Source organism: Streptomyces sp. NBC_01485, from assembly GCF_036227125.1.
Classification (GTDB): domain Bacteria; phylum Actinomycetota; class Actinomycetes; order Streptomycetales; family Streptomycetaceae; genus Streptomyces.
In genome coordinates, this window is the sequence record NZ_CP109435.1 from 543,121 (window position 1) to 556,556 (window position 13,436).

Here is a 13,436-nt window from a genome sequence, read left to right on the forward strand (position 1 = left end):
CGCCGGGCCCCCGGAACCCTGGAGGGACCCAGTTCCATGAGCAAGTTCGCCATCGTCGGGATCTCCTGCCTGTTCCCCGACGCCCGGACGCCCGAGCAGTTCCGGCACAACCTGCAGGGCGGCCTCGACAGCCGCCGCGACGGCGGTACGGAGATCTTCGGGCCCCCGCTCGACGAGCGTGACGCCGACCCCCGCCACCGCATCACCTCCCGTCGCGGCGGGTTCATCACCGACTTCGAGTTCGACCCCGACGGCTACCGGCTGGACGCCGGGTACCTCGCGGGCCTGGACCGGATCTTCCACTGGTCGATCAGCGCCGCCCAGGAGGCCCTGCGCGACTGCGGCCTCGACAGCAGCCCCGAGACACTGGCCCGCACCGGCCTGGTGATGGGCAACTACTCCTTCCCGACGCCCACTTCGGCCGAGGTCAGCGTCCCGCTGGCGCAGGAGGCCGTACTCGCCGGGCTGCGCCGGGCCGGCCTGCCCGAGCTCGCCGCGCTGCCGGGCGCGCGCCCGCTGGTGGACCGTGAGGCCGTCGTCCCGGAGAACCTGCGGGTGAGCGGCTCGCCCGCCGCGGTCACCGCCGCCGCGCTCGGCCTCGGCGGCCCCCGCTACTGCCTGGACGCGGCCTGCTCGTCGGCGCTGTACGCGCTGAGCCTGGCGTGCGGCCACCTCGCCTCGGGCCAGGCGGACCTGCTGCTGGCCGGCGGGGTCTGCGCTCCCGATCCGACGCTGATCCACCTGTCGTTCTCCGATCTGCACGCCTATCCGCAGGACGGGTTCAGCCAGCCCTTCGACAGCCGCTCCGGCGGCATCGTCACCGGCCAGGGCGCCGGCATGGTCGCGGTCAAGCGGCTGGCGGACGCCCTGCGCGACGGCGACCGCATCCACGCCGTGGTGGACGGCATCGGACTGTCCAACGACGGCGCCGGACGCCACCCGCTCGTGCCGAACAAGGCCGGACAACTCGACGCCCTCGCCCGCGCCTACGCCGACGCCGGTGTGGACCCGGCCGCCATCGACTACCTGGAGTGCCACGCCACCGGCACGCCGATCGGGGACTCGACGGAGGCGGAGTCCGTCGCCGAGTTCTTCGGCGCGCACGGCAAGGTGCCCCTGCTCGGCTCGGTCAAGGGCAACATCGGGCATCTGCTGACCGTGGCCGGGCTGAGCAGTCTGCTCAAGGTCGTGCTGGCCATGGCCGACGGCACGATCCCGCCGACCGTCGGCGTGGACCAGCCGATCGCCTCCGCCGACGGCCGGGTCGGCGGGCAGGCCCTCGTGCGCGAGGCGCGGGCGTGGCCCGAGGGCCCGGGCCCCCGGCGGGCGGCGGTCTCCGCCTTCGGCTTCGGCGGGACGAACGCACACGTCGTGCTCTCCTCCGCGCCCACCCCGGCCAACACCTCCACGCACACCCGGGCCGACTCCCCCACCCACACCCCGGCCGGTGACGCCTCCCCCGCCCAGCCGGCCGTACTGCCCGCCCTCGACGTCGTGGGGCTCGGGGCGCACTTCGGATCGCTGGAGACCGTGGACGCCTTCGAGCGCGCCGTGCACAGCGGCGAGCACGACCTGCGGCCGCTTCCCGAGCGGCGGTGGCGCGGCCTGGACCAGACCGACGGCGGCACCCTGGACGCGGCCGGCCTCACCGGCGGCGCGCCGCACGGGGCGTTCGTCGACGGCGTCGAGGTCGACCCCGTCCAGCTCCGCGTCCCGCCGGCCGACCTGCGCATCTACAACCCGCAGCACGCGCTGATGACCAAGGTCGCCGACGAGGCGCTGCGTGACGCCGGCTACCGGCTCGGCGCCGGGGCGCGCGACACCCCCGCACCGCGCCGCGTGGCCGTCGTGGTGGTCGCCGAACTCGAGCCGTACACGCACGCCCGGCTGACCCGGTACGGCCTCGGGGCGTTTCTGCGCCGCGAGTTCGACAAGGCGGGCGTGTCGCTGACCGCGAAGCAGCAGGCGGCGCTCGCCGAGGTGTCCCGGGACGCCGTCGTGGACCCGATCGGCGCCAATGAGGTCCTCAGCTACATCGGCAACGTGATGGCCGGGCGGATCTCCTCCCGGTGGAACCTGACCGGCCCGTCGTTCACCCTGTCCGCCGACGGAGCGGGCATGGCGGAGGCCCTGGAGGTCGCGCGGCTGCTGCTGCTCGACCCGGACCTGGAGGCGGTGCTGGTCGGCGCCGTCGATCTGGCCGGCTCGGCGGAGAACCTGCTGGTGGGTCCCGGGCTGACGGCCGAGCCGGGGCTGACCTTCAACGCCGGGTCCCGGGGCCGCCGGATCGGCGAGGGCGCCGGCGCCCTGGTCGTCACCCGCCCGGACGCCGTCCGGGGCCGGGTGCACGCCCGCATCGACGGGATCGCCGTACGGCACGCCCCGGCGACCGGCCCGATGCCCGCTGCCGGCGCCGAGCACCTGGCCGAGGCCGCGCGGGCGGCTCTGGCCGAGGCGGGCGTCGCGGCGGCCGACGTGGGGTATCTGGAGGCGCACGCGGCGGGCACCGACGACGGGGACCGGTCCGAGATCGCCGCCCTGTCCGAGGTCTACCGGGCGGACCCCGCCGACGCCGGCCCGGGAAGCGGCAGCACCGCCCTGGGCAGCGTCAAAGCGCAGATCGGCGACGCCGGCTGCGCGGCCGGGCCGGCCGGTCTGATCCGGGCCGTGCTGTGCGTGGGCCACGCGTACCTGCCCGGCACGCCCGGCTGGCAGCGCCCCGCCGACGACCTCGCCGACGCCTTCGCGGCCTCCGCGCTCTACGTGCCGGACGCCTCGCGGCCCTGGCTGCGTGAGGAGAGCGGCGGCCGTCGCCACGCCGCCGTGAACATGGTGGGCGCGGGCGGTTCCCACGCCCATGTGGTGCTCTCCTGCGTACCGGGCGCCGAGCGCGCCCGCCCTGCGGCCGACTGGTACCGGGCGGGCGGTCCCGTCCTGCTGGTCCTGAGCGCCGACACGGCCGACGGGCTGGTCTCCGAGGCCGAGCGGCACCGCGTCCTGCTCGACGACGGCGCCGACCCGCGCGCGCTCGCGCGGCGGGCGGCCGACGAGTCGGGCGAGCGGCTCCTGCGGGCCGTCTTCGTCGGCAAGGACCGCGAGGCACTGGCCCGGCAGTTGGAGATGGCGGTCCGGGACCTGCCCGCGGCGCACGCCGAGGACAGGGAGTGGGCCACTCCGGCCGGTTCCTTCTTCACCCCGAGGCCCATCGGCCCCGACGGACGGGTCGCCCTGGTCTTCCCGGGGGCCTTCAACAGCTATCCCGGACTCGGCGCGGATCTCTTCCGGGCCTTCCCCGCTCTGCTCGACCGCTTCGAGGAGCAGGCCGCCGAGCCGGCCCGGATGCTGCGCGCCGACCGGTTGTATCCGCGTACGCGCGAGGCCCTCGACCGGCGTGGTCTGATGCGGCTGGAGGAGGGGCTCGGCGACGACGTGCCGTTCATGCTCGCCACCGGCACCAGCTTCGCGATCCTCTACACCGCGCTGGTGCGGGAGGTACTGGGCGTCGCCGCGCACGGCGGGTTCGGCTACAGCCTGGGCGAGTCCAGCATGCTGTTCGCGACCGAGGGCTGGGACCCGGCCGGCCGCAGCGACTCGCTGATCAGCGACAGCCCGGTCTTCCAGAACCGGCTGGCCGGCTCGCGGCGCACCGTGCGCGAACTGTGGGACCTGTCCGAGGAGATCCCCGACGAGCGGGTGTGGGCCTCCCACGTCCTGCTCTCCCCCGCCGGCCCGGTGCGCGAGGCGCTCGCCCGCTACGACCGGGTCCACCTCACCCATGTGAACACGCCGCAGGAACTGGTGATCGCCGGTGACCCGGCCCAGTGCCGGGCGCTGATCGGGGAACTGGGCTGCCGCGCGGCCCGCTCCCCGGTCAACGTGGTCATGCACTGCCCGGTGGTGGACGCCGAGTTCGACGGCCTGGCCCGGCTGAACGACTACCCCACCGGATCCTTCGGGGACCTGGAGCTGTTCAGCGCCTACGACTATCTGCCGCTGCCCGCCGAGCGGCTGGACGAGTCCCCGCACCGCATCGCGACGACCCTGCGCTCGACGATCGACTTCCCGCGTCTGGTGAACGCGGCGTACGAGCGCGGCTACCGCTACTTCATCGAGGTGGGACCCGGCGCCACCTGCTCCCGGTGGATCCGGGAGACGCTCGGCGACGCGCCGCACGTGGCCACCTGCGTGGACCGCCGCGGCGTCCCGGCGACGACCCCGCTCGCCGGCCTCGTGGCCCGGCTGGTCGGGCACGGGCTGCCGGTGGATCTGACGGCCCTGCTGGGCACGGCCCCGGCCGAGCGTCCAGCCACCGCACCGGCCGCCCGCCGCCTGCCCCTGACCCGGGTCGGCCAGGGCGAGCCCATCCCGGCCCGTATCGCCCGCGAGGCCGTGGCGGCCCTGGCCGCCGGGCACGTCGAACCGGCCACCGCGGACCGCCCGGTCCGCGAGACGGCCGTGGCCCGGGCCGCCCGACGCCCCGGCCCAGGCGTCCCGAACCGCGTCGCCCGTACGGCATCGGCGGCGCCGCCCGCCGGACCCGCAGCACCCGTAGCCGTACACATGCCCGTCACCGTCCTGTCCGTGCCGCCGGAGGAGCCCCCTGCCATGCCCGCCGACCCGACGCTAGAGGTCTCCGAGGTGATCACCTTCGACGGGGATCCCCTCACGGTTCTTCCCTGGGGCAGCCCGCAGCCACCGGCGGCCGGCACCCCGACCGCGACGGCCGCATCCGTGACCGCCCCGCGCACCCCGACCGCCACCACCGTTCCGGCCGCCGGCCCGGGCCGAAGCCCCGCCGCCGACCTGGTGCGGGAGGTGCGTCAGGAGATGCTGGCCGCCCACGGTGTCGTGATGGAGACCCACCGGGTGCTCCAGTCGGCGACCCTGGACCGCGCCGAGGCCCTGCTCGACACCCCGTCACCGGGCACCGCGCCCGCCGCCGCCCGCCCGGCCGTGCCGGCGCGCCCGACCGTCGACCGCCCCGCCACCGCACTCCCTGCGACCGCCCCGCCGACCCGCGCGCTTCCCGCGCCCCCGTCCGCCGCGCCGCCGAGGCCCGAGATCCTTGAAGACGTCGTCGAGGGCGTCGTAGAGGGCGTGATCTGGGACGAGGCCGATCTGCTGGAGTTCGCGACCGGATCCCTGGCCAAGGTCTTCGGCCCTGATTTCGCCGAGATCGACACCTTCCGGACCCGGGTGCGGCTGCCCGCCCCGCCGTACCACTTCGTCACCCGGGTCACGGAGCTGGACGCGAAGCCCGGGGTGCTCGAACCCGCCCGCATCACCACCGAGTACGACGTGCCCGAGGACGCCTGGTACGCCGTCGACGGCGGGGTGCCGCCCGCGGTGACCGTCGAGTCCGGGCAGTGCGACCTGCTGCTGGTCAGCTATCTGGGCATCGACTTCCGCAACAAGGGCGACCGGGTCTACCGGCTGCTCGACAGCTCGCTGATCTTCCGCGGCGGGCTGCCCACGACCGGGCAGACGCTGCGCTACGAGATCTCCATCGACCGGTTCGTCCACCAGGGCGACACCACGATCTTCTTCTTCAGCTACGACTGCTACGCGGACGGCGAGCTGATCCTCGAACTGCGGGACGCCTGCGCCGGGTTCTTCAGCAAGCAGGAGCTGGACACCCCGCTCGGCATCGTCATCACCGACAAGGAACGGGCCCGGCGCGCCGCACTGCCCAAGGGCGTGTTCAAACCGCTGGCGTACGCCCGCAAGCACCAACTGGACGCCGCCGACCTGGAGTTGCTCGCCCAGGGCAGGCCCGGTGAGGTCTTCGGGCCGGACCACGCGCAGGACCCGGGCATCAACCCGGCGCTGCGCCTGCCGGACACGCGGCTGCGCATGCTGGACGAGGTCACCATCGACCGCAAGGGCGGACCGTGCGAACTGGGCCTGCTCCGCGCGGTCAAGCGCCTGGAGCCGGACGGCTGGTACTTCACCTGCCACTTCCCGGACGACCCGGTACTCGCCGGCTCCCTGATCGCCGAGGGCGCCGTCCAGTTGCTGCAGATCTACCTGATGCACCAGGGCATGCACCTGACGCTGCCGGACGCGCGCTTCCAGACGGTGACCGACCGGCGGATCGACGTCCAGGTGCGCGGCCAGGTCACACCGAAGGACGCCGAGATCCGCTACGAGCTGGAGGTCACCGAGCTGACCCTGCTGCCGAGGCCGACGGTGATCGCGGACGTCCTGGTGTACCTCGGGGACAAGCCGGTGGTCCGGATGCAGAACCTCGGCCTGCAGATCGTGGAGAAGCCCGGCACCCCGTACCGGCCGGAGACCGGCGGCATCCCGGAGTTCCTCGGGCGCCGCAACCGCGACGGCGAGGCCGCCCTGATCAACGAACTGCACCTCGCCCACTCCGCCAAGGGCCTGCTGGACATGGCGATGGGCCCGGAGTTCGAGACCTACCGCACGCACCGGGCGCCCTACATCCCCAACGGGGACTTCCAGTTCGTCGACCGGGTCATGTCGCTCACCGGCACCCGCGGCGATCTGAGCCCGGGTTCGGAGATGGTCACCGAGTACGACTCGCCGGACGACGCCTGGTACTACCGCGAGAACTCCTCGCCGTACATGCCGAACTGCGTGTACATGGAGAGCTCGCTGCAGGCCGCCATCTTCCTGGGCTACTACCTCGGCGCCACCCTGCGCGAGCCCGACGAGGAGTACGCCATCCGCAACCTCGACGGCCGGGCCACGCTCGTCAAGGACGTCGACCTGCGCGGCAGGACCGTCCGGCATCGCTCGAAGCTGCTGATGACGAGCGTCGTGTCCGGTGTGGTGCTGCAGAACTTCTCGTACGAACTCTCCGCGGACGGCGAGGTCTTCTACGCCGGCGAGTCGCTCTTCGGGTACTTCAACGCGGCGGCCCTGTCCAACCAGGTGGGCCTGGACAGCGGCACCTACCGGCAGCCGTGGATCGAGGCCGAGCGGCCGGCCGCGGAGCGGGTGAAGCGGATCGAGCCGGTCGGCGGCGACGCGCCCGTCCTGCGGGACGCCTCCGGCGGCGAACTGCGCCTGCCCGGCGGGCGGTTCGACCTGGTGGACCGGGTCGACCTGGTCGCGGACGGCGGCCGGCACGGCGCGGGCTATCTGCACGGGTACCGCAGCATCCGCCCCGACGAGTGGTACTTCGACTGCCACTTCCACCGCGACCCGGTGATGCCGGGCTCGCTGGGCATCGAGGCGGTCCTCCAGGCGCTGCGCCTGTTCGTGCTGGAGCAGAACCTCGCCGAGGGCATGCCCCGGCCCCGTTTCGCCATGGCCACCGACGTGGAGACGGCCTGGAAGTACCGGGGCCAGATCCTGCGCGACGACCGCGAGCTGTTCTTCGACGTGCACGTCAAGGAGGTCCGCAGGGAGGCGGACCGGCTGCTGCTGATCGCCGACGCGGACCTGTGGAAGCCGGGCCTGCGCATCTACGAACTGACCGACGTGGCCATCGAAGTCCGCCCCGACTCCGCCTGACGTCCAGCACAGCCGAGGAGATTCGCTACCCATGAGCACGACACAGGCACCGCTCCGCTGGTACGGAAGCGGGTACCCGAGCGTCGATCCGGCCGGGATCCACCAGGTCCTCGCCCAGGTGGAGCAGCCCTGCTTCATCGTGGCCACGGCGCAGGGCGTCGGCGCGGCGGCCGGCGGCACGGCCGCCGCGGGCGGGGAGGGGCCGGGGGTGCTGGCCGCCGCCCCGGCCCTGCCCCCGCACCGGCTGGGCTCCGCCGGTTTCCGCGCCGCGCACGGCGTGCGGCAGTCCTACATGGCCGGTGCGATGGCCGGCGGCATCGCCTCCGCCGACCTGGTGATCGCCCTGGCCCGGCAGGGCTTCCTCGCCTCCTTCGGCGCGGCCGGCCTGCTGCCGCAGACCATCGAGAAGGCGCTGGCCCGGTTCGCCGCCGAGATCCCCGGGCTGCCGTACGCCGTCAACCTGATCCACAGTCCCAGCGAGGAACGGCTGGAGCGGGAGGCGGTCGAGCTGTTCCTGCGGCACGGCGTGCGGTGCGTGGAGGCCTCCGCCTTCCTCGGTCTGACCCCGCACCTGGTCCGCTACCGGCTGGCCGGCCTGCGGCGGGACCCGGCGGGCCGGATCGTGGCCGATCACAAGGTGATCGCCAAGGTGTCGCGGAGCGAGACCGCCGAGCGGTTCATGCGCCCGGCGCCGACCGCCATGGTCGACGCCCTGCTGCGGGACGGCCTGATCACCCAGGAGCAGGCGCGGCTCGCCCACCACCTGCCGCTCGCCGACGACATCACCGTGGAGGCGGACTCCGGCGGGCACACCGACCGCCGCCCGCTCCCGGCGCTCTTCCCGGTGATCCTGCGGCTGCGCGACCAGATCCAGCACGAGCACCGCTACGCCACCCCGATCCGGGTCGGCGCGGCCGGCGGCCTCGGTACGCCCACGGCCGTCGCCGCCGCCTTCACGATGGGCGCCGCGTACGTGGTGACCGGTTCGGTCAACCAGTCCTGCCTGGAGTCCGGTACCTCCCCCGCCGCCCGCCGGCTCCTGGCGCAGGCGGACGTCACGGACTGTGTGATGGCTCCGGCCGCCGACATGTTCGAGATGGGCGTGGAGCTCCAGGTCCTGCGCCGGGGCTCGATGTTCGCGATGCGGGCCCAGCAGCTCCACCGGCTCTACCAGGCGTACGACGGCATCGAGGCGCTGCCCGTCGAGGACCGTGAGCGGCTGGAGTCGCAGGTCTTCAAGCGCCCGCTGGAGGAGGTCTGGCAGGAGTGCGTCGAGTACTTCGGCAGGCGCGACCCGGACCAGTTGAGCCGGGCGGCCGGCAACCCCAAGCGGCGGATGGCGCTGGTGTTCCGCTGGTACCTGGGCATGGCCTCGCGCTGGGCGGTGACGGGGCAGGCGGACCGGACCGCCGACTACCAGATCTGGTGCGGCCCGGCGATGGGCAGTTTCAACGCCTGGGTGTCCGGCAGCTATCTCAAGACCCCGGAGAACAGGACGGTGGCCGACGTGGCGCACCACCTGATGCGGGGCGCGGCCTTCCACACCCGGATCGCCCAACTGGCCACGGCGGGCGTGACCGTCCCGGCGTCCGCGGCGGACTACCGCCCGGTGCCGCTGGAGCTGCCCGCCCTCCTGGAGGCCGCCGGATGAACGAGCTGACGCCCGAGGGCGTGGAGGAGCTGCTCGGCGACCCGGAGGACGCGGACAACCCGTACGGTTTCGCCGCCGCCGTCGCCCGGGACGAGGCCGACGCCCACCCCGACGAGCTGTGCCGCACGCTCGTCTCGGCGGGCTTCCACCTCAACTACCTGCCCAGGGAGTGGGGTGGCACCTTCGACTCCTTCGACCGCAGCATGACCCTGGTGCGCGCCGCGGCCCGCCGGGACGTGAACGTGATGCCGGGCACGATGTTCAGCATCATCGCGGCCACCTGCCTCCAACTGCACGGCAGTGAGGAGCAGCGCCGGCGGGTGGCGGAGATCCTGACCCGCGGCGGCTCGGTGGCGTTCGCCCTGACCGAGGCCGATCACGGCAGCGACCTGCTGGCGGGCGAGGTGCGGCTGGACGAGGACGGGCGGCTGCACGGCGAGAAGTGGATGGTCGGCAACGGCCTGCGCTGCGAGGCCGTGTACGTGGTGGCCCGCACCGGTCCGCGCGGACCGGGCGCGTTCTCCGCGTACCTGCTGGATCCCGATGCCGAGGGACTGGTCCGCGAGGCCGCGCCGCGCAGCGGTGGCATGCGGGGCGTGGACACCGCGCGGCTGCGCTTCACCGGGCTGCCGGTGCCCGAGGACGCCCTGGTGGGCAAGGTCGGCGAGGGGCTGGAGGTGGCCGTCCTCGCCCAGCAGGCCGTACGCCTGATGAGCATGGCGGGCAGCCTCGGCTGTGCGGACAGCGCGCTGCGCCTGGCCCTCGGCTTCGCCGCCGGGCGCCGCGTCGCCGGTGCGGTGCTGGCCGAAACACCTTACGTACGGCGGGAGTTGGCGGTCGCGTCGGCGGCGCTGCTGGCGGCGGACGCGGTGGCGCTGGCCGCCGCCCGGGGTGTGCACGTCGTGCCCGAGGTGTTCAGCGTGTGGGCGCTCGGCGCGAAGCACGTGGTGGCGGAGGCCGGCGACGAGTTGGTACGGCGCTGCGCGACCGTGCTCGCCACCCGCGCGGTCCTGCGCGAACAGGCGCCGGGCGCCGGACTGTTCCAGAAGCTGCAGCGCGACACGGCGGTGGTCCGGGTCATCGACGCCAGTCCGCTGGCCAACCTGCGCGCGTACGCGGCCCAGATCCCCACCCTGGCCGGCCGCGCCGAGGTGCCGGACCCGGACACCCTGCACCGGATCTTCGCCCTCGACGCCGAGCTGCCGCCGTACGAGCCGACCAGGCTGGACCTGGTCGCCCGGGGCGCGGACCCGGTGCTCGCCGGACTGCCCGGCACGGCCGACGCCGTCCGCACCCACCTCGGCGGCGATCCGGCGGCCGGGCTCGTGCGCCGGCTGGCCGACGCCGTCGCCGCGCTCGGCCCCGAGGCCGGTGCGCTGCGGCAGCGCGGCGCGGACCCCAACGCGCTGGTGGACCTGGCCGAGCGGTACGCCTGGCTGCACGCGGGCGCCGTGTGCGTCCACCTGTGGTGGGCGAACCGGCACCGGCCGCTGTACGGCGGCGAGGCGGGCGCGTCCGGCTGGCTGCGGGCGGTGCTGGCCTTCCTGCTCGCCCGCGCCGACGGCGTCGACCCGCGCCGGCACGGCCCCGACCTGCTGCCCGCCGTCGACGTCGTGTCCGCGCTGCGCGAGCGCGGCCTGCTGTTCACCGCCGCCCCGGTGCGGTTGGCGGACGAGTCCCGAGGAGAGCGCTGATGCCCAAGGCCGATCTGACCGAGCTGGCGGTGCGTCTCGAGGAACACCTCGGCGACCCGCACGACCCGGGCAGCCGGATGTCGTACCGCACGATCCTGGAGTACGACGAGCGCGAGACGTACCCGTACGACTTCGTGGGCGCGCTGCGCGCCTGGGGCGTCCCCGAGTACGCCCTGCCCGGCGAGCAGGGCGGCAGGGCGGGGGACGTCGAGGCGGAGTTCAACCTGCTGCGCCTGGTCGCCCGCCGCGATCCGACCACCGCCACCGCCCTGGTCATCACCAACCTCGGCTTCATGCCGCTCTGGGTGGCCGGCACGGACGAGCAGAAGCGCCGGATGGTGAAGGACATCCTGCACGGCTACCGGCTGTCCTGGGGGCTGTCGGAGCGGGCCTACGGCAGTGACCTGCTGGCCAACGCGATGACCGCCGAACGGGTCGACGGCGGCTATCTGGTGACCGGCGAGAAGTGGCTGATCGGCAACGCCACCTGGTCCGACGGGATGACCGCGCTCGTCCGCACGGGCGAGCGCGGCGGCCCGGCCGACTTCTCGCTCTTCGTCCTGGACAAGCGGACCGCGCCGGTCGGGACGGTGGAGGAGCTGCCCCGGGAGCGGCTGCACGGGCTGCGCGGCATGGACATCAGCGGTCTGCGGGTGGAGAAGCTGTTCGTCCCCGAGTCGGCCCGCATCGGTGCCGAGGGGCAGGGGCTGGAGATCGCCCTCAAGGCCACCCAGATCGCCCGCGCGCAGATCAGCGGCATGGCCATGTCGGCCGTCGACACCGGGCTGCGGCTGACCCTGGACTTCACCGAGGGCCGGATCCTGTTCGGCCGGCCGGTCAGCGACATCCCCTACAGCCGGCGTCAGATCACCGAGTGCTTCGCCGACCTGATGGTCGCCGACGCGGTCAGTCTCGGCGCCGTGCGCGCCCTCCAGGTGACGCCCGAGCAGATCAGCATCGGTTCGTCGGTGGTCAAGTACTTCGTGCCGACACTGATGGAACGCAGCATGTCGCAGTTGTCGGTCGTGCTGGGCGCGCGCTTCTTCCTGCGCGGCCACCCGCACTACGGCGTGTTCCAGAAGCTGCTGCGCGACCTGCTGGTGGCCAACTTCGCCGACGGCAACACGGTGGTGAACCTGCGCAACCTCGGACAGCAGTTGCGGTCCCTGCTCGCGACGGCGACGACCACGCCGGCCGACGACGGCCTGCGCCGCACCGCGCGGGAACGGGCCGCCGTCCTGTACGGCATCACCCGGTCCATGCCGACGTACGAGCCGTGGCGGCAGGAGCTGTCCAGCCGGGGCCGGGACGACACCGTGCTCGCGGCGCCCGACGCCATCGCCAGGCTGCGTGCTCTCGCGCAGGAGCGCAAGGAGGAGGACGACGAGCGCGCCCGGCTGCTGCGCGCCGCCGGCGTGGCCACGGAGCTGCTCGACCACGCCGGCTCCCTCGCCACCCGCTGCGAGGAACTGCGCTCCCGGCTGGGCCGCGAGTTCGGCCAGTGCGCCGAGCTGTTCGACCTGGCCAAGGAGTACTGCCTGGTGCACGCCGCCGCCGCGTGCGTCCTGACGTTCGTCCACTCGCACGGGGCGATGGAGGAGCCGCTGCCCAGCGGTGCGCTGCTGCTGCTCCAGCTCGAACGGCTGCGCAGGCATCTGCGTCCGCACGAGGCGGTCACCGACGCGGGCGACATCGACGAGGTGATGCGGGTGCTGCGCCGTCTGCACCAGGGCGACCGGCTGTTCTCGTACTGGCAGTTCCCGCTCGCGCCCCGCACGGTCGACCAGGCCGCCGCCCGCCACTGAGACCGGGCCGACGGAGGCGACGAAGGAGTACGCCGTGAACGATCCGCGGGCGGTGGACCTGTGGACGCTGCCCGAGGACCGGGTTCAGGAGCTGGCCTCGGGCATGGGCGGCCTGGTCCTGCTCACCCCGGACGAACGCGCACGCCACCACAGGCTGCGCGCCGGATGCCGCCGCCGCTTCCTGGGCGGGCGCCTGCTGTGCCGGCTGGCGCTCAGCGCCCGTACCGGACTGCCGCCCGCCACCTGGCGGTTCGTCCGCACCGGGCACGGGCGGCCGGAACTCGCCGCGGACCACGACGGGCTGCGCTTCAACGTGTCCCACACCGACGGCCTGATCGTCTGTGCGGTGGTCCGGGGGCGTGGCTGCGGAGTGGACGTGGAGCGCGTCCCCTTCGACGACGACAAGGCGACGCGGCTGAACGCCTTGCTCGACGGTCCGTCCGACGCCGAAGCCGAAGCGCGAGCCGACGCCGATGCCCGGGGCCTCGGTGTCGCCGTGAGCGAGCGGTGGGTGCTGACGGAGGCGTACCTCAAAGGGCTCGGCGTCGGACTGGCGGACGGCCTGCCGGATCTCGCCTTCCGACGGCACGGCGACGGACGGTTCACCGTCACCGACCACCTCCGCCCGGCCCTGGCGGCCCGCTGGGAACTCGCCCTGCTGCGCCCGTCCCCGCACCACCTCGTGGCCGTCGCGACCGAGGACGGCGGCCCCCTGCGCTGGCGCCCCGTACCACCCATGCACCCCATGCACCCCATGCACCGCATACAACCCGTGCAAGCCACCCCCTACAGGTAAGGACC

The 13,436-nt window shown here is 74.0% G+C and carries 5 protein-coding genes; all 5 read left to right on the forward strand.

The genetic code is table 11. The features are described 5' to 3' along the window. Positions 1 to 36 precede the first annotated feature (36 nt). From OG352_RS02290 to OG352_RS02310, 5 genes are read left to right on the forward strand one after another with little or no spacing between them, the layout of a single operon-like run. Positions 37 to 7,485, forward strand: a complete 7,449-nt coding sequence (locus tag OG352_RS02290) for a beta-ketoacyl synthase N-terminal-like domain-containing protein (protein ID WP_329213752.1) — start codon at positions 37 to 39, stop codon at positions 7,483 to 7,485. Positions 7,486 to 7,516: 31 nt separating this feature from the next. Next, positions 7,517 to 9,136, forward strand: a complete 1,620-nt coding sequence (locus OG352_RS02295) for a PfaD family polyunsaturated fatty acid/polyketide biosynthesis protein (protein ID WP_329213754.1) — start codon at positions 7,517 to 7,519, stop codon at positions 9,134 to 9,136. After that, the gene (locus tag OG352_RS02300) at positions 9,133 to 10,830 is read left to right on the forward strand and encodes an acyl-CoA dehydrogenase family protein (protein ID WP_329213756.1); all 1,698 of its coding nucleotides are present in this window, start codon (positions 9,133 to 9,135) and stop codon (positions 10,828 to 10,830) included. Before OG352_RS02295 ends, OG352_RS02300 begins: the two co-directional genes overlap by 4 nt. Beyond that, positions 10,830 to 12,635 (forward strand): acyl-CoA dehydrogenase family protein, encoded by a 1,806-nt coding sequence (locus tag OG352_RS02305; RefSeq protein ID WP_329213758.1) that lies wholly within the window; start codon positions 10,830 to 10,832, stop codon positions 12,633 to 12,635. The genes OG352_RS02300 and OG352_RS02305 overlap by 1 nt, the downstream gene beginning before the upstream one ends. 34 nt (positions 12,636 to 12,669) lie before the next feature. Beyond that, a complete protein-coding gene (locus OG352_RS02310) occupies positions 12,670 to 13,431 on the forward strand; it encodes a 4'-phosphopantetheinyl transferase superfamily protein (RefSeq protein WP_329213760.1) in 762 nt (253 codons plus the stop codon). Positions 13,432 to 13,436 lie beyond the last annotated feature (5 nt).